At 65.5% G+C, this 16,988-nt stretch carries 18 protein-coding genes and 1 pseudogene; 10 read left to right on the top strand and 9 right to left on the bottom strand.

The annotated features are described in order from the left end of the window. From A5791_RS20015 to A5791_RS20025, 3 genes are all read right to left on the bottom strand, one after another. Complete coding sequence (locus A5791_RS20015; RefSeq protein ID WP_067240469.1) at positions 1–984, bottom strand: alpha/beta fold hydrolase; 984 nt, start codon at positions 982–984, stop codon at positions 1–3. A gap of 156 nt (positions 985–1,140) precedes the next feature. Next, positions 1,141–1,575: an SRPBCC family protein gene (locus tag A5791_RS20020; protein ID WP_067240569.1), complete on the bottom strand. Its 435-nt coding sequence runs from the start codon at positions 1,573–1,575 to the stop codon at positions 1,141–1,143. 117 nt (positions 1,576–1,692) lie between these two features. Beyond that, entirely contained in the window at positions 1,693–2,037 is a 345-nt protein-coding gene (locus A5791_RS20025; protein WP_067240471.1) for a helix-turn-helix transcriptional regulator, read from the bottom strand. A 142-nt stretch (positions 2,038–2,179) separates the two neighbouring features. Between A5791_RS20025 and A5791_RS20030 the strand changes: the two genes are divergently transcribed. Beyond that, positions 2,180–2,626, top strand: coding sequence for an Hsp20/alpha crystallin family protein (locus tag A5791_RS20030; protein ID WP_067240473.1), 447 nt, complete (start codon positions 2,180–2,182; stop codon positions 2,624–2,626). Positions 2,627–2,705: 79 nt separating this feature from the next. Beyond that, complete coding sequence (locus tag A5791_RS20035) at positions 2,706–3,416, top strand: PAS and ANTAR domain-containing protein (RefSeq protein ID WP_067240571.1); 711 nt, start codon at positions 2,706–2,708, stop codon at positions 3,414–3,416. An 88-nt stretch (positions 3,417–3,504) separates the two neighbouring features. Here A5791_RS20035 and A5791_RS20040 read toward each other — a convergent pair whose 3' ends face one another. Next, positions 3,505–4,677 carry a glycosyltransferase gene (locus A5791_RS20040; RefSeq protein ID WP_067240475.1) on the bottom strand — a complete coding sequence of 391 codons (1,173 nt, stop codon included), beginning with the start codon at positions 4,675–4,677 and terminating at the stop codon, positions 3,505–3,507. Positions 4,678–4,879: 202 nt separating this feature from the next. On the opposite strand from A5791_RS20040, the gene A5791_RS20045 reads away from it, so the two are divergent. Further along, entirely contained in the window at positions 4,880–7,051 is a 2,172-nt protein-coding gene (locus A5791_RS20045) for a catalase (RefSeq protein ID WP_082967025.1), read from the top strand. A 76-nt stretch (positions 7,052–7,127) separates the two neighbouring features. Then, the gene (locus tag A5791_RS20050) at positions 7,128–7,385 is read left to right on the top strand and encodes a Rho termination factor (protein ID WP_067240573.1); all 258 of its coding nucleotides are present in this window, start codon (positions 7,128–7,130) and stop codon (positions 7,383–7,385) included. Here A5791_RS20050 and A5791_RS20055 read toward each other — a convergent pair. Then, on the bottom strand, positions 7,379–7,957 hold the full coding sequence (locus A5791_RS20055) for a nucleotidyltransferase (protein ID WP_067240479.1): 579 nt from the start codon (positions 7,955–7,957) through the stop codon (positions 7,379–7,381). The genes A5791_RS20050 and A5791_RS20055 overlap by 7 nt on opposite strands. A 298-nt stretch (positions 7,958–8,255) precedes the next feature. Here A5791_RS20055 and A5791_RS20060 point away from each other — a divergent pair, with 298 nt between their 5' ends. The 3 genes from A5791_RS20060 to A5791_RS20070 all read left to right on the top strand — a co-directional run bounded on the left by A5791_RS20060 (position 8,256) and on the right by A5791_RS20070 (position 10,838). After that, the gene (locus tag A5791_RS20060) at positions 8,256–9,200 is read left to right on the top strand and encodes an acyl-CoA dehydrogenase (RefSeq protein WP_067240482.1); all 945 of its coding nucleotides are present in this window, start codon (positions 8,256–8,258) and stop codon (positions 9,198–9,200) included. 241 nt (positions 9,201–9,441) lie between these two features. Then, positions 9,442–10,071 carry an SAM-dependent methyltransferase gene (locus A5791_RS20065; RefSeq protein ID WP_067240484.1) on the top strand — a complete coding sequence of 210 codons (630 nt, stop codon included), beginning with the start codon at positions 9,442–9,444 and terminating at the stop codon, positions 10,069–10,071. Positions 10,072–10,073: 2 nt separating this feature from the next. Beyond that, complete coding sequence (locus A5791_RS20070) at positions 10,074–10,838, top strand: endonuclease/exonuclease/phosphatase family protein (RefSeq protein ID WP_067240487.1); 765 nt, start codon at positions 10,074–10,076, stop codon at positions 10,836–10,838. A 12-nt stretch (positions 10,839–10,850) separates the two neighbouring features. On the opposite strand, the gene A5791_RS20075 is transcribed toward A5791_RS20070, so the two are convergent. The 3 genes from A5791_RS20075 to A5791_RS20085 all read right to left on the bottom strand — a co-directional run bounded on the left by A5791_RS20075 (position 10,851) and on the right by A5791_RS20085 (position 12,241). Then, a complete protein-coding gene (locus A5791_RS20075) occupies positions 10,851–11,570 on the bottom strand; it encodes an HAD family hydrolase (protein WP_067240489.1) in 720 nt (239 codons plus the stop codon). A 57-nt stretch (positions 11,571–11,627) separates the two neighbouring features. Then, positions 11,628–11,897 (bottom strand): DUF3349 domain-containing protein, encoded by a 270-nt coding sequence (locus A5791_RS20080; protein WP_067240492.1) that lies wholly within the window; start codon positions 11,895–11,897, stop codon positions 11,628–11,630. Positions 11,898–12,004: 107 nt separating this feature from the next. Beyond that, the gene (locus A5791_RS20085) at positions 12,005–12,241 is read right to left on the bottom strand and encodes a general stress protein CsbD (RefSeq protein ID WP_067240495.1); all 237 of its coding nucleotides are present in this window, start codon (positions 12,239–12,241) and stop codon (positions 12,005–12,007) included. 279 nt (positions 12,242–12,520) lie between these two features. On the opposite strand from A5791_RS20085, the gene A5791_RS20090 reads away from it, so the two are divergent. The 3 genes from A5791_RS20090 (at position 12,521) to A5791_RS20100 (ending at position 16,294) form a co-directional block, all read left to right on the top strand. Continuing rightward, entirely contained in the window at positions 12,521–13,318 is a 798-nt protein-coding gene (locus A5791_RS20090; RefSeq protein WP_067240575.1) for an SDR family oxidoreductase, read from the top strand. A gap of 105 nt (positions 13,319–13,423) precedes the next feature. Continuing rightward, positions 13,424–14,428, top strand: coding sequence for an SDR family oxidoreductase (locus tag A5791_RS20095; protein ID WP_082967033.1), 1,005 nt, complete (start codon positions 13,424–13,426; stop codon positions 14,426–14,428). Between the two features lie 72 nt (positions 14,429–14,500). Further along, positions 14,501–16,294, top strand: coding sequence for a thiamine pyrophosphate-requiring protein (locus A5791_RS20100; protein WP_067240500.1), 1,794 nt, complete (start codon positions 14,501–14,503; stop codon positions 16,292–16,294). Between the two features lie 7 nt (positions 16,295–16,301). Here the strand turns inward: A5791_RS20100 and A5791_RS20105 are convergent. After that, a pseudogene (locus tag A5791_RS20105) lies at positions 16,302–16,835 on the bottom strand (UdgX family uracil-DNA binding protein); the annotation flags it as partial. Positions 16,836–16,988: the final 153 nt, after the last annotated feature.

The following is a 16,988-nucleotide window of genomic DNA, read 5'->3' on the forward strand; positions in this document are numbered from 1 at the left end:
CTACGAGCTGATCCGCCGAATGCGCGGGTGCCCGCTCACCGATGCGGCCAGTGTCCTCAGCTGGCGGTTCACCTCGTCGTGCCGTTCCAGCATCGAGCAGTGGCCGCCGGGCAGTTCGACCAGGCCGACGACGTTGGGCGCGGTGCGCGCGATCCGGCGGGACTGGCTGATCGGGGTCAGCCGGTCGCGTTCGCTGCCGATGACCAACGTCGGCACCGTCAGTCCGTCAAGGCTGAGATACCGCGCGCCCAGGGACTCGACGAGCATCCTGGCGCAGCCGCCACGACCCGCGGGCGGCGTCTGCGCGAAAAGCTCGTAGATCACCCTCGCCGCACTGGGATCCGCGTCGGCCGCGACCGCCAGCATGGCCACCACATAGCGGCTGGGCAGCTGGGCCACGCCCGGCAGCGGGAACCCGCCGAAGACGCTGACCAGACCTCGTCCGGCCAGTACCCTCGCCGGCGACAGCTCTCGCGGAACCGACAGGAATCGCACCTTGCGCAACAGATCACCGGTGGTTGTGTTGATCAGCGCGACGGCGTCGGCGCGGCCGCGAACCTTGTCGCGGTAGGTCTGCGACCAGGCGGCGATCGTGATACCGCCCATCGAATGGCCGGCCAGCACCGCCCGCTCGCCCGGAGCCAACGTAGCCTCCAGCACCGAATCGAGATCGGACGCAAGGAGTTCGAGGCTGTAGCCGCCCCGCTTCGGGATACCACTTCGCCCGTGGCCGCGATGGTCGAACGCGATCACCCGGTAGTCGGCGGAAAGGTCAGCGATCTGGTACGCCCAAGCGCGGATGGCACAGGTGATGCCGTGCGTCAGCACAATCGGGTAGCCATCGGGCGGCCCGTACACCTCCGTGTGCAGCGGGGTGCCGTCCGTTGCGCGCACGGTCAGCGTGTGATCAGGGATCAGGGGGCCGGGCACACGGACTTTGGTTGGGGTTGTTATACCACCCCGGGTTGACTGCCGAGCATCCATCGTCGCTCCCCCCTTGAACACGGCCCCGTTGCCCGTTCTCCGGATGTTCGCGAGTTTAACCCCAAATCAACGACAAACTCCGAGAATCACCAGAGAGAACGGTGCGGATTCCGGGACGGCCGTGCAACATGACACTCGTGTCCCCGATTTCTGCCGTTAACGCTCCAAAGCCTTGGCGCAGGCATCGAGGATCGCCAGGAAGCTGGATCGGAGCACCGGGCGGCTGACCGCTTCCAGCAGCTTGCCCCCCGCCCACGCCGGGTGGGTGTAGTTGGTCAGCCAGTCGACGCGGGTGCTGTCGCCGGATGCGGTGAACGTCAGGGTGCCGCCCTCGTGATTGAACGGAGGAAACGAGCGCACGATGAGGTATGTGTAGCTGCGCGGCCGGTCGTAGGCCGTGATGTCTTCCCGGAACCAGGTACCCGCACCGGTCACTTCCCGCACCGAGCCCGCGCCGGGCCCCGACGAGCCTTTGGCATAACCGGCCTTGAAAACCAATGGGGCGGCAGCCAGATTGGCCGGGTCGGCCAGCCAGTCGAAGACCTGTTCTACGGGTGCCGCAATCGTGCGCTCCAAGTGAATTTCGACCATCATTCTCCTGCCCCGTCGGCGTTTACCACGCACATGCTAGACGCACACCAAACTCAGCCGCCCCGGCTGCGCTGTGTCCCTTGGCCATCGGCGGATCACCGGCCCCGTCCCCGAACGCTACCGTTCCGGACGCGGCTGCGACCTGGCCGCCTTTGCCGCCGCGCGCAGACTGCGGTTGGTGGATCGCAAGTCCGCGTTGTCGTCTTCGAGGTCGAGGATGCGGGCGATGCCGGCCAGGTTGATTCCGGCATCGACCAGTTCACTGATGCGTTGCAGCCGGGCCAAGTCGTCGGCACTGTAGCGGCGGGTTCCCCCGTCGCTTCGAGCCGGCGTGAGCAGTCCGTAACGTTCGTACAGGCGCAGCGATTGCACCGGGATGCCGGACAGCTCGGCGGCTACCGAGATGCCGTACACCCCGCGGTCGGAGGCCGGCCCAGCGCTGGCGTCCACACGATCGGTCATCGGGTTTCTCCTGAATCACTCGCAGAAAACCTGTTTATCATACTTGCGCTCTAATGTCGATAATGGTATAAGAAATCTATGTCATTAGACAGAGGTAATGACACCACCACAAGACAGCAGATTGGAGTGAAAGGTGACCGCCATGTTGATGCGTACTGACCCATTCCGTGAGCTGGACCGTTTCGCCCAACAGGTGCTGGGCACGGCCGCCCGCCCGGCAGGCATGCTGATGGACGCCTGGCGTGAAGGAGAGAAGTTCGTTGTCGAGTTCGACCTGCCAGGCATCAATGTCGACTCGCTGGACATCGACATCGAGCGCAACGTGGTGACCGTGCGCGCCGAGCGCCCCGGCCTCGACCCCAACCGGGAAATGCTGGCCACCGAACGGCCGCGCGGCGTGTTCAGCCGCCAGTTGGTGCTCGGTGAGAACCTCGACACCGAGAAGATCCAGGCCGCCTACAACGAAGGTGTCCTGCGGCTGACCATTCCGGTAGCCGAGAAGGCCAAGCCGCGCAAGATTTCTGTCGACCGCGGCAACGGGCACCAGGCGATCGGCGACGCCCAGAAGCGGGAGGTCATAGACGCCTGATCGCGCGGATGGCAACGCGGCGGCCGCGATCGTAAGGACGGTCGTGGCCGCCGCCGCATTCCGAAAGGAACGATCCGCGATGAGCTATGAATTCAACGGTCAGTCGGCCGATGTCGAGCAAGCATTGGCCGGCGGCGCCCCACAGCGAGTCGGCTGGTTCCGGTTCTACTTCGCCGACCAGCGTTGGGAATGGTCCGAGCAGGTGCAGCGGATGCACGGTTACGAACCGGGCAGCGTCATCCCGACCACCGAACTGGTACTGGCACACAAACATCCGGACGACCGAGAGCGGGTCGCCGCCACTATCGACGAAATTCTGCACAGCAACGGCGCATTCAGCACGCGTCATCGCATCATCGACACGCGGGGAAATGTGCATCACGTCGTCGTGGTCGGTGACCCGCTGTATAGCGATCGCGGAGACGATCACCCCGCGAACGATCACCACGCCGACGGCGACCCACCGATTGCCGGGACACAGGGTTTCTATGTCGACGTGTCCTCGTTCCCCGAACAAGCCGACGAGGATCTCGTCACGGCCAGATTGACCGAGATCGCGGCCAACCGGGCCGGCATCGAACAGGCCAAGGGCATGTTGATGCTGATTTACGGCATCGACGACGAATCGGCGTTCAATCTGCTCAGACGGCTGTCGCAGGAGACGAACGTCAGGTTGCGACCGCTCGCCGAACAGATCGCTGAAGACTTTCGCGCGGCCGGCCCGGGCACGATCTCCCGATCGGCGTTCGATCAACTGCTGCTAACCGCCCACTTACGCGCCCGGCGGTGAAAGTCGTTGTCCGTCAACAGCTCTTCGACATGCTGAACGGCTTCGGGAAACCAAATTGACGACGGGTAAGCCGGTAGCGGTGAAGCGGTCATCGTGCCCCGCTGTTTGATCGCACGCAATGCGAAGTGAGCCGCTCATAAATGGTCAGCAATTCGAACGCTGTCCGGTCCCACGTATAGCGGGACGACACGCGATTCCGGCCCGCCGCACCCATGCTCCGGAAGTAAAACTGTTGGGTGGAAAGACTCCTCAGTGCTCCGACCAATTCCGCGGGACGGTTCGGGGACAACACCAACCCTGTAATGGCGTGCACGACGACGTCACTGAGCGCCCCAACGGGCAGCGTGACGACTGCTACTCCACTGGCCATGGCCTGCAAAGCTGTCGTCGCGCGCACCGGCCGGCGTGGTGTGCAGGCAAGCACATCGGTAGATCGCAGTAACCTCGGCAGCTGTTCGCCGGCGACAGTACCCACAAAATGGACCCGGTCGGCCACACCCAAGTTTGCGGCGAGTTGTTCCAACTCGGTTCGCGCCTGGTCGTGAGACTGGTCGGTCACGTCGGTTTCCGCGACAATCAGCTCGGTCCCGGGAACCGCGGGCAGAGCCCGAATCACCATGTCGAATCCGTTGCACGGCAGCGGGTTCGGCGCGAGGCACAAAATGCGATGCAAGTCGCTATGGGCAAGCGCCGGTCCGACGGGACTGTACCGGAGAACGTCGACACCGCCCGCCATGACGGACAGTCGGGCGCGGCTGTGACGCAACCTGGCCAGCACGGCGACATCTGCGTTGCTCTCACCAGTCACCCATGCCGCGTTGCGAGCCAACAACGGCTCGATGCGTTCGCGTTCGGCGTTGTCGTCCGTGACATCGAAAGAGCTTGAGCGCGATGTCGCGGCCAGACTTCGGAAAGTCTGGACGACCGGAAGACCTTGCGGCCGGGCGGCCAGTTGAGCGGCTAAGCCACCCAGCCAGCCATACGCGTGCACGACGTCGGGTTGGTCTGCTGACCACCGTCGTTCGAGGGTGACCGCCCAATCTCCGACCAAGGGCAACAGGTCGCGATACGACTGTTGCCTGCTGGGCCCTCCGTACAACGGGACGATTCGGTAGTTGTGCTTAGCGGTTTTCCGGGTGTGGCGACCAGTTGTTTGCCGGAGGTAGGCGGTGATGTCCTGACTTTGTGCCGCGAGAGCTGTCCATAGCTGCGCGAAATCCTCACCTTGCAAGTTGTCCGCGCTGACGATCGCAATCTTCATTGCCAACTCCCTTCGCGCGTCACCGCGACTTGGCGGCGCAATACCGCGAGAACGCCAGGTGTCGCTTACCCCGGCGTGATATCCCGCGAAACGCGAGAACTTGCCGTTTCGTCTGCTAGCAGGACGCCTCGCCTGGCGGATCGCACGTGCTCCGGTTTGGCCTGGACGAATGGTGGCTACTCGAAGTGGTCGGACAACCGGCATGGCCAGACAACAAGCAGACACACAGGTAAGGGGACGAGCCGTGGGCGCCGACCACACCTCTAATAATCCGAAACACGGGGACGATCCGAAACAGCGGGACTTGGAGCCCTCCCGGGTGCGGCGGGACACCGGATACCTGACCACCCAGCAAGGGGTGCGGGTTGACCACACCGACGATGCGCTGACGGTCGGCGAACGGGGACCGACGCTGCTCGAGGATTTCCACGCTCGCGAGAAGATCACCCACTTCGACCACGAGCGCATCCCGGAGCGCGTCGTTCATGCGCGCGGTGCCGGCGCTTACGGCTTCTTCGAGCCGTACGACGATTGGCTGGCCGAATACACCGCGGCGAGATTTTTGACCACACCGGGCACCCGTACTCCGGTGTTCGTGCGGTTTTCGACCGTCGCCGGATCGCGCGGCTCGGCCGACACCGTGCGCGACGTTCGCGGATTCGCCACCAAGTTCTACACCGAGCAAGGCAATTACGACTTGGTAGGCAACAACTTTCCCGTCTTCTTCATCCAGGACGGCATCAAGTTTCCCGACTTCGTGCACGCCGTGAAGCCCGAGCCGCACAACGAGATCCCGCAGGCGCAGTCGGCGCACGACACGTTGTGGGACTTCGTCTCGCTGCAACCGGAGACGCTGCACGCGATCATGTGGCTGATGTCGGACCGGTCGTTACCGCGCAGCTACCGGATGATGCAGGGCTTCGGTGTCCATACCTTCCGGCTCGTGAACGACCGCGGCGAGGGCACGTTCGTGAAGTTCCATTGGAAGCCGCGGCTGGGAACGCATTCGCTGATCTGGGACGAGGTGCAGAAGATCGCCGGAAAGGACCCCGACTACAACCGGCGCGACCTGTGGGAAGCGATCGAGGCCGGCCAGTATCCGGAATGGGAGCTGGGCGTGCAGCTGGTGGCCGAAGCCGACGAGTTCAACTTCGACTTCGACCTGCTCGACGCGACGAAAATCATTCCAGAAGAACAGGTTCCGGTGCGGCCCGTCGGAAAGATGGTGCTGAACCGCAACCCGGACAACTTCTTCGCCGAGACCGAGCAGGTTGCGTTCCACACCGCGAACGTGGTCCCCGGCATCGACTTCACCAACGATCCGCTGTTGCAGTTCCGCAACTTCTCCTACCTAGACACTCAGTTGATCCGATTGGGTGGCCCCAACTTCGCGCAGTTGCCCGTCAACCGGCCGGTGGCCGAGGTGCGCAACAACCAACAGGACGGGTACGGGCAGCATGCGATCCCGCAGGGGCGATCCAGCTACTTCAAGAACACCATCGGTGGCGGATGTCCGGCGCTGGCCGACGAAAACGTATTCCGCCACTACACGCAGCGGCTCGACGGCGAAACCATGCGCAAGCGCGCCAAGTCTTTCGAAAACCACTACAGCCAGGCGCGGATGTTCTGGAAGAGCATGTCGGCCGTGGAGGCCGAACACATCGTTGCGGCCTTCGCCTTCGAACTCGGCAAGGTCGAGGTGCCCGATATCCGTAAGGCGGTAGTGGCGCAACTCGTTCGCGTGGACCACGATCTGGCCACCCAGGTGGCCGCAAAGCTCGGGTTACCCGAGCCGCCGGAGGAGCCGGTCGATGACTCGGTGCCCGCGTCGCCGGCGCTGTCGCAGATCGCGGTCAGCGACACCATTGAGTCGCGCAAGATTGCCGTGCTGGCTGCTGATGGCGTGGATGTCGTTGGGGTGCAGCGGTTTAAGGAATTGATGGATCAGCGGGGCGCCATCGTCGAGGTGTTGGCGCCGGTTGCCGGTGGCAACTTGAGCGGTGGCTCAGGCGGCGAGCTGCCGGTGGACAGGGCGTTCACGACGATGGCTTCGGTGCTCTACGACGCGGTCGTGGTGGCGTGCGGACCGCAATCGGTGGCCACCCTCGCCGGCGACGGCTACGCTGTGCATTTCGTGACCGAGGCCTACAAGCATCTCAAGCCGATCGGGGCGTTCGGCGCCGGGATCGACCTGCTGCGCGAGGCGCATGTGAATGCCGGCCTCGCCGATGGCACCGAGGTGGTGAGCGACCAATCCGTCGTCACGACGGGGGCCGCGGCGGACACCTTGCCGGACGAGTTCGTCGACCGATTCGCCGCCGCCCTGGCCGAGCACCGCTGCTGGGAGCGGCGCACGGACCCGGTACCGGCCTAAGAGTTGCCGCGTCGCGGGTTTGACCCCCTCCGGGCCCGGGCACCCTGGCACCGTTGTCCCATCACAGGAGGTGACGATGCCCAACTCGTCGATCAAGAACGAGAAGATGTACCGGGAGCTGCGCAAGAAAGGCGATTCGAAAGAGAAGGCCGCGCGGATTTCCAATGCGACCGCGTCGCGCGGGAAATCCTCGGTGGGCCGCAAAGGCGGCAAGGCCGGGTCCTACGCGGACTGGACTGTCCCGCAACTGAAGAAGCGGGCCAAAGAGCTTGGGATGTCAGGCTATTCATCGCTGACTAAAGACAAGCTGATCACCAAACTCCGTAATCACTGAGCGGTGATGCCGAGCCGCTGCGCCAATACCAGAAAGGCGACGGCGTAGTCGTTGTCGGCGGTCTGGGCACTGACCAGATCCCAGTCCACCCGTTCGCGGATGGCCCGCACGGCCGGCAGCAGCTTGGCGAAGTCGCAATGGTGCTCGCCCAGCGAACGCAGCTTTTGGATCAGCACCGTGGTCGGCGGCAGCACCGGCATACCGATCGCCAGTACGTCGCGCTGCTCGGCGCTGTCCAAGGTGGCTCGATCGACGGGCACGCCGTTGACCCGGTAAAGCACGTCGACCACCGTGTCACCGGTGCGCGCCTTGAAAAGCCAGTCCTCCGGCGGGTGCTCGACGGAGAATCCAGCATCGCTGAGCGTGGCCTCGGCGGCGGTGACGTCCGACTCCGCGACCACCAGATCGACATCGTGACAGGGTTCGGGCGCGCCGTAGGCCCACAGCGCGTAGCTGCCGGCGAGCGCGAAATGTGGTCCGTGCTCTTTCAATGCCGACGCGGCACCACGTAACGCCTCGCGCAACGGGGCGCAGTACGCCGGCGAATCGGTGCGCGTCTCGACAGTTGCCATCGTGGATAGGTCATACCCCGGCGCCGGGTTGGGCAACCTGGCCGACCGTTTCCCCGCTGTTCAACTCGTTTCCCTGCTGTTTAAGCGGTTGCGGAACGGGCAATCCGCAGCTATGTCGGCCCCAGCCATCCGGATCTGCTTACCGGGCGGAGGACGAACACATTCACGGCGCCGACATGGGTTTCAGCGCGCGGGCATATTGGCTGGTCGGCGGACTTTCCGCGCGCCCGGGCCCGGGACCCGCCCCGTTTCGCCCACCAGCTGGCGAACCGGGGCGAACAGCGACGGGAGGTAGCGTGTGACCGCCGGTCTGGTACGGCACTGGCTGGAATCGGGGCGACTGGAGTTGCCTCTGCCCGCTTCCGGGCGCACCGCAGAGCGCTGGCAGCGGCTGGCGCTGCTGGCCGAGGAGGACATCGTGGCGGCCCGAATCGCCGAGGCCCATGTCGATGCCGTTGCCATCCTCGACGAATTGGGCGGCAAGCCACCGGAGCCGGGTCAGCTGTGGGCGGTGTGGGCGACCGAGTCTCCCGATGCGGTTCTGAACGCCACCGAGATCGCCGGGGGTACGTTCGCACTCAACGGGACAAAGGTGTGGTGCGCCGGCGCCGGCTTTTGCACCCATGCGCTGGTGACCGCCCGGATCGAGAATGGGCAATACGGCCTGTTCGCCGTCACGATCACCGATCCGGCCGTCAAACCCTTGCCGAGCACCTGGTGGAATGCCGGAATGGCCGGCAGCGACACCCGGCCGGTCCAGTTCAGCAACGCCCATGCGGTCGCCGTCGGCGACCCCGGTGACTACCTGAGCCGTCCCGGCTTCTGGCATGGCGCAATCGGCGTGGCGGCTTGCTGGCTGGGCGGTGCCCGCCGCGTCGCCAATCCGCTGTACCGTTGCGCCAGTAGCGAATCGGCCGACGCCTACTCGCTCGCTCACCTGGGCGCCGTGGACGCCGCACTTGCCGCCGGCGAGGCGATTCTGGGCTCCGCGGCGGCGCAGATCGACTCCGATCCATTCGACCGGGCCGGCATCGCTCAGCTGGTGGCCCGTCGCGCCCGAACCGTGGTGGAACATGCGGTCGACGAAGCCATCACCCGCACCGGCCGCGCACTGGGGCCGGGCCCGCTGTGTCAGGACGGCCGGCACGCCCAGCGGGTGGCCGACCTCACCATCTACGTCCGCCAAAGCCACGCGGAGCGGGATCTGGCCGAGCTTGGACGACTGGCCGGGCGGCCGTGCTGATGACGGCTCGAGCATGGTTAGCACTCAGTCCAAACGATGAATTGAATTGTACTGGACGACAAGGCTTTTGGTGCCACTGATGCGGAACCGGCGGAGCCTGCGCCGTCCTGAGGTACTCTGGGAACCAGCCCATTCGGTGCCTCCGAGTGGGCGCTGAACGTAAACGCCATGCCGCGCAATGCTTTAGCATCCTGGCGCTCGTGCTGCAGCGACTGCTCGCGATGAGAGAGGTGATATTCCGATGGGCAGCCGACTACCCGACACCTACTTCGACCGGATATACGCCGGCGACGCCGACCCGTGGCACTCGACATCGCGCTGGTACGAAAAGCGCAAGTACGCGATCACCATGGCGATGCTGCCAAATCGCCGCTACCGGCACGCTTTCGAGCCTGGGTGCTCAATTGGGACACTGACCGCCATGCTGGCGTTGCGCTGTGATCACATCACGGCGGTGGATGTGGCCGGTGCTGCCGTCAGCGTCGCCAATGAGCGGCTGCGCGCTGCCAGGTTGCGCGGCCAGGTGACCTTGGCGAGGGCCTCGCTGGACGCAGAGTGGCCCCCCGGACCGTTCGACCTGGTGGTGCTCAGCGAGGTCGCCTACTACCTGGACGCGGACACATTGGCCGCGGTGTTGCGGCGGGAGTGCCCCCGGCTGCTGCCCGGAGCCACCGTCATCGCCGCGCACTGGCGGCGCGCCGTACCCGGCTATCCGCTCACCGGGGACAAGGCCCACACCATCATCGCGGCCACACCCGGATTGACCCCGCTGGGGTGTTACCGCGACAGCGATGTCGTCATCGAGGTTTTCGATACCGGCGACGGGCTTTCGGTGGCCGCCCGCGACGGAGTGCCGGGGGCCCTCGGGTAGCCATGCGGGTGGCGACCTTCAATATCCTGCACGGCCGCACCGTCGGCGACGGGGTGGATCCGGCGCGGCTGCGCGACTGTGTGCGCCGCCTTGATCCCGACATACTCGCCCTGCAAGAAGTGGACTGTGACCAGCCGCGGTCCGACCGGGCCGACCTCACCGCGCTCGCGGCCGACGCCATGGGCGCCGTGGCGCACCGGTTCGTGGCCGCGATCTCCGGGACACCGGGCGCCACCTGGATGGCCGCTACCGGTGACGAGCAGCCCGGCACGGCCGCCTATGGGATCGCGCTGCTGTCCCGGTTTCCGGTGGACAGTTGGCAGGTGGTGCGATTGCCGCGAATTCCGTTGCGCTTTCCCATGTATCTGCCCGGACCCGACCGGGTGATGATCGTCGACGAGGAACCGCGGGCGGCGGTCATCGCGCAGCTGCGCACCCCGCTTGGCGCGCTCACGGTGGCGAACACGCATTTGTCGTTCGTGCCCGGCTGGAATCGACGCCAGCTGCGACGGTTGATCCGCGACCTGCGCGGCTTCCCGGGCCCGCGCCTGCTGACCGGCGATCTCAATCTCACACTTCCGGCGGTGCGCCGCTGGTCGGGCATGCGACCGCTGGCGGTGGCCGCGACCTTTCCCGCGGTCAATCCCAACCGTCAGCTCGACCACATCCTGACCGATGACCGCCGTCTGCGAGGCACTGCCGCCGAGACCGAGCCGATGTCGATTTCCGATCACAGGCCGCTCGCGGTGGACCTCGAGCGGGTGTAAGCCGCTCAGTCTCTAGACATTTGATGCCAACTCGGCGATGCGAGTGGAGTCCAAGTTGTCCAGCAGGTCCTGCGGGTCAGCGAATATCGTTGCAGCACCGGCTGTCTGCAACTCCGCGCCGGAAATACCGCCACTCAGCAAGCCGATGCACCGCAACCCCGCGGCCAGCGCGGCGCGCGCGTCCCAGACGGCGTCGCCGACGAACACAGCCTGTTCTGCGGTCACGCCGGCCCGGTCCAGTGCGACTTGCAGGATCCCGGGTTCCGGCTTGGCGGTATCGACGTCGTGCGACGACGTCGTCGCGGAGATGACCTCTTCGCAGTTGAGTACCTTGCGCAGCACCTCCAACTCGTCTTCGGGGGCCGAGCTGGCCAGCACGACCTGCAAACCGAGATCGGCGACACGGCGCAGCAAATCGCGTGCACCCGGCAACGGCGCCAGCAACGGGGTGAGCTCACGGTAGTACCGGCTGTGCGCGTTACTGAGCCGCTCCTGCACGTCGTCGGACGCATTGCCGGACAGGGTGCCGACCAGCTTCGAGCCGTCCATGCCGATACTGCGGTGGATGCGCCAAGCCGCAACCGCTATTTCTTCGTCGTCGAAAGCCCGCTGCCAGGCATGGACATGGAGGTAGTTGGAATCAACGAGCGTTCCGTCCACGTCGAACAGGACGGCGGGGACGCCGTGGCTGGGGTTCTGCTGCCGCGCAGGGTCCGCGGCGGGGTGATTCATCTAGTTGCTCGTTTCTGCCTAGGTTTTTGTCGCGGGCGCATGGAACAACGCTGCGCCCTAGCCTGCGCCGGCGAGTCGTCTGCGGACGCGCTCGACGTCATCCGGTAACGGCATCGCTTGAGTGATGCGGGTGATCTCGACCCCGACGTCAGCGGTGTCGACCCGCCGCCGGCCGTTGGCGACGAGTTGCCATACGATCGCGGTGATTTCGTCTTCGGAAACGCGGCGCGGCAATAGCGCAAACAGCGGCACGTAGCCCGGCATGCCCGTCGGGTGACCGGCCCGTAGAAAGCCAACGGCGCTGCGTACACGGTCGACCAGGCCCATCGCACAACCTTCCCCGATATCGGTTGCGGCACAACGAGATTCGTTGGCGGGCCCGGTCCTCGAGGTCCGCGATGGTATCGCGATAGGTGAGGACCGGACCCGACAAACTACTGGTGACCTTTCTGGCGCTCTTCGGCGGCTTTCGCACCACCACGCGCAGATTCAGCCTCGGCCTCTTTCTTGGCCGCATCGCGCTGCGCGTCGGCCTTGTCCTGCTGCGCCTGCCCTTCCTTGCGGAGGTCGTCGCTGCCGGTCACGGCTCCGCCGACTTCCTTGATCTTGCCCTTGACACCCTCGACGACTCCCGAGACGCCTTCGGCCGGTCCGCTCTTTTCATCCCCCATGGGTATGTCCTTCCGTGGTAGCGAGCTTGTATTCGTTGGCCGCGAACCTGGTTCCGGCACAACGCGGCCGATATCGAATCGGTCGCAGGTACCGACTTCCCGCGGCCGGGCCCGTCAAACAATTTCCGCGTGACGAGGCCAGTTCTTCCTGGTCAGCGCGGTGGCCCAAGGGCATCCGGTGGCCCTCGTTTGGACGGCGAATTCCCGGGTATCTGCAAACTTCGGCGGGGCTTGGCCGGGCCGGCGCGCAGAAATGTGCGAGAGGGGGGCTGTCACACGATCACGATCGCTGTCATCGGAGCCAGCGGCACAGCCGGAGCCCGCGTCGTTGCGAGGCTGAAGGGCCGCGGCGTCGCCGTGGTCGGGATTGCCCGCGCGTTCGGCGTCGACCTCGTCAGCGGCCACGGCCTGACTGAGGCACTGGAGGGTGTCGACGTCGTGATCGACGTCTCGAACCCGATGCCGGCCGATGGCGATTCCGACATCGTCGACACCGTCACGACGGCCACGCGCAACCTGGTCGGGGCGTGCGCCGCGCAGGGGGTCCAGCGCGTGGTCGCGCTGACCATCGCCTGCATCGAAGATCCCGCCTTCGACGAATTCCCTTACTACGTGGCCAAACGCGCAGCCAAGGAGATAACGCTGTCCAGTCCGGTCCCGGCGACCATGGTGTCGTCCACCCAGTGGTTCGAGTTCGCCACCAATCCGGCCGCAGTGACGTTCAACGAGCGCGACGTCCTCGTCGAGGACTGGATGATTCAGCCCATTGCCGCCGATACCGTCGCCGACGTCCTGGTCGAGACGGCTCTGGGTCAGACGCATCCCCCGATCACCGTCACCGGTCCGCGTGAGGTCCGCTTGCCGCAACTGACGTCGAAACTACTCAGTCACTACGGCGATGACCGCCGGGTACGCGCTGTGGAACCCGCGCTACCTGCGCTCGGCGCAGGGGCGCTGCGTGCTCCCGGCCACGCGATAGTCCTGGGCCCTGATCTGGACGGCTGGCTGGGCACGGTCCCACCCGACGGCGAAGGAAACCGCACCGGCAGCGAGCGGGTGACCACGGAAAACAGATGATTTCACAATCGTGCTCGTAGGAAATTGTTGCTGGCACGTATAAGGGCCGGAAATTCGGGTATCACGACCTACGTGAGTGGGGAAGCTGTGCGCTCGGGTCAAACTGTGGTCGTCACGGGGGCCAGTGGCGGAATCGGACGCGCTACAGCCAGAGCGTTCGGCGCACGCGGCGCGCAGGTCGGCTTGGTCGCCCGGGGCGAGAAAGGGCTGGCCGCCGCGGCCAGTGAAATCGAGGCGGCCGGCGGCAAAGCCCTCGTGATACCTACCGACGTGGCCGATCCTGAGCAGTGCGAGGCGGCCGCCGAGGAAGCCGAACGGGCGTTCGGGCCCATCGACGTATGGGTCAATGTTGCCTTCACGTCGGTCTTTTCGCCCTTCTGGGAGATCACCCCCGCAGAATTCCGCCGCGTCACCGAGGTGAGTTACCTCGGCTACGTCTACTCCACCATGGCGGCACTGCGGCGAATGAAACCCCGGAACGCGGGCACCATCGTGCAGGTCGGCTCCGCGCTCGCCTACCGTGGAATTCCGCTGCAAAGCGCCTACTGCGGTGCAAAGCACGCGATTCAGGGGTTCCACGAGGCCCTGCGATGCGAGTTGCTGCACGAGCGCAGCAAAGTTCGCGTCACCATGGTGCAGATGCCGGCGGTCAATACCCCCCAATTCTCCTGGGTGCTGTCGCGGCTGCCCCGTCAGGCCCAGCCGGTTCCCCCGATCTACCAGCCCGAGATCGCCGCCCGCGCAGTGCTGTATGCGGCGGACCATCCCAGGCGGCGCGAGTATTGGGTGGGCGGCAGCACGGTTGGGACGTTGGCCGCCAACGCAATAGCTCCCGGCCTGCTCGATCGCTACCTCGCCCGAACCGGCTTCGACTCGCAGCAGACCGAAGATCCGCGCCCGCCCGACCAGCCCGCCAACCTGTGGGAACCCGCCGACGGCAGCGAGGGTCGCGACTTCGGCGCGCACGGCATCTTCGACGACCAGTCCACCGGCCGCAGTGTTCAGCTGTGGGCCTCTCAGCATCATGGCCTCCTCGGTGGTACCGGGACGGCGGCCCTTGCCGCCGCGGCCGGGATGGCTGTGCGGCAGTTGCGACGATGGCGCCGATGACTGCGCGCACTGGCCGATCCAACGTCTGATTTGCATCGATCGTGTGAATTGCTCTGGCTAGGAGGGAAATCAATGTCCAAACAAGAAGTCAGCGACTACCTGCTGGAGCGATTGCGAGCCTGGGACGTCCAGCACGTCTTCGCCTATCCCGGAGACGGCATCAACGGCATCCTCGCCGCCTGGGGGCGGGCAGACAATCAGCCGATGTTCATCCAGTCACGCCATGAGGAGATGAGCGCGTTCGAAGCGGTCGGCTATGCGAAGTTCACCAACCGTGTCGGGGTGTGCATGGCCACGTCGGGACCCGGCGCGGTGCATCTGCTCAACGGTCTGTACGACGCCAAACTCGACCACGTGCCGGTGGTCGCCATCGTCGGGCAGACCAACCGGAGCGCCATGGGCGGGTCCTACCAGCAGGAGATCGACCTGCTGAGCTTGTATAAGGACGTCGCCAGCGACTACGTCCAGATGGTCACCGTCCCAGAGCAATTACCCAACGTCCTGGACCGCGCCATCCGGGTGGCGCTGACCCAGCGCGCCCCGACCGCACTGATCATCCCGGCCGACGTCCAGGAGCTGCCGTACTCCGCTCCCACGCACGCCTTCAAGATGGTGCCGTCCAGTTTGGGCGTCGAATGGCCCGCCATCGCCCCCGACGACGCCGCAATCGCGCGCGCCGCACAAGTTCTCAACGAGGGCAAGAAAGTCGCCATGCTGGTGGGAACCGGCGCGCGCGAAGCTCGCGAGGAACTCGTCGAGGTTGCCGAGTTGCTGGGCGCCGGCGCCGCCAAAGCGCTCCTGGGCAAGGACGTGCTGTCCGACGAATTGCCTTGGGTCACCGGCTCGATCGGCCTGCTGGGCACCCGGCCGAGCTATGAGATGATGCGCGACTGCGACACCCTGCTGACGGTGGGATCCAGCTTTCCCTACACCCAGTTCCTGCCCGAGTTCGGGCAGTGCAAAGCGGTGCAGATCGACGTCGACGCGCGAATGATCGGAATGCGCTACCCGTACGCGATCAACCTGGTTGCCGATGCGAAGGCCGCACTCAAGGCCCTGATTCCCCATCTGCACCGCAAGGAAGACAGGTCGTGGCGCGAGGGCATCGAGGCCAATGTGGCGCGCTGGTGGGAAACCATGGCGATGGAAGCGGATGTCAGCGCCCACCCGGTCAACCCGCTGCGGCTGTTCTCCGAGCTCTCCTCCCAGCTACCCGACAACGCGATCATCACCGCCGACTCCGGCTCGTCCGCCAACTGGTACGCGCGAATCCTGCGGTTCCGCGGCAATATTCGCGGTTCGCTGTCGGGGAACCTGGCGACCATGGGGCCCGGCGTGCCGTACGCGATCGGCGCGAAATTCGCTCACCCGCAACGGCCGGTCATCGCGTTCGCCGGCGACGGCGCCATGCAGATGAACGGCATGGCCGAACTGATCACGATCAAACGGTACTGGCAGCAGTGGGACGATCCGCGCCTGATTGTGGCCATCCTGCACAACAACGACCTCAACCAGGTCACCTGGGAGATGCGGGCCATGGCCGGCGCACCGAAATTCGTGGAATCCCAAGCACTTCCCGACGTCGACTTCGCCGGGTTCGCCGCCGGCCTGGGGCTCAACGCGTTGTCTGTCAAGGATCCCGACGAACTCGGCAAAGCCTGGCGCGAGGCCCTGTCGGCGGACCGGCCCACCGTGCTGGACGTCTACACCGACCCCGACATGCCTCCGATTCCGCCGCACGCCACCTGGGAACAGTTCAAGGCCGCCACCGCCGCAGTGTTGGGCGGCGACGAGGACCGGACCGGCTTCATCAAGGTGGGTCTGAAAACCAAGGCGCAGGAGTTCCTGCCGCACAAGAAGAAGTAACGCCGGCTCAGCGGCGCCGGCTGCTTGCGCTGCGCAGGTCCTCGACGAACGACTTGTAGAACTCGTCGCGGTCTCCGCTGCGATCGCGCAACACCGCGGACGGGTGAACGGTGGCCACCACGACAGGCTCGGCCGGCAGTCGCACGTCGATGTCCGTGGGTAGCCGCGTGGCCTCACCGCGGTGGGCCGACACCCGAAATGCCTTCCCCAGCAACGATTGCGCGGCGGTGGCACCGAGGCACACGATCACCTCCGGTTGCACCGCCACGATCTCGGCGATCAGCCAGGGCTGACATGCGACGACCTCGGTACGGCCCGGCTTCTGATGGATCCGGCGTTTGCCGTCTTTGCGGGTGAACTTGAAATGCTTGACGGCGTTGGTCTGATACGTCGATGCCGGATCAATTCCCGCGTCGTCGAGGGCACGAGCGAGTAGGCGGCCCGCAGGTCCCACGAAGGGCATGCCCGCGCGGTCTTCCTGATCGCCCGGCTGTTCGCCCACCAACATCATCGCCGCCCCGGCCTTTCCCTGACCGAAGATCAATCGCTAGAGTCGTTGCAGGCCGCGGCCGAAACTTGCCGGGGCTGCCCGCTTTTCGAGAACGCCACGCAAACGGTCTTCGGTCAGGGAAAGGCCGGGGCGGCGATGATGTTGGTGGGCGAACAGCCGGGCGATCAGGAAGACCGCGCGGCC

The sequence above is a fragment of the Mycobacterium sp. 852002-51163_SCH5372311 genome (assembly GCF_001667115.1).
Taxonomy (GTDB): Bacteria; Actinomycetota; Actinomycetes; order Mycobacteriales; family Mycobacteriaceae; genus Mycobacterium.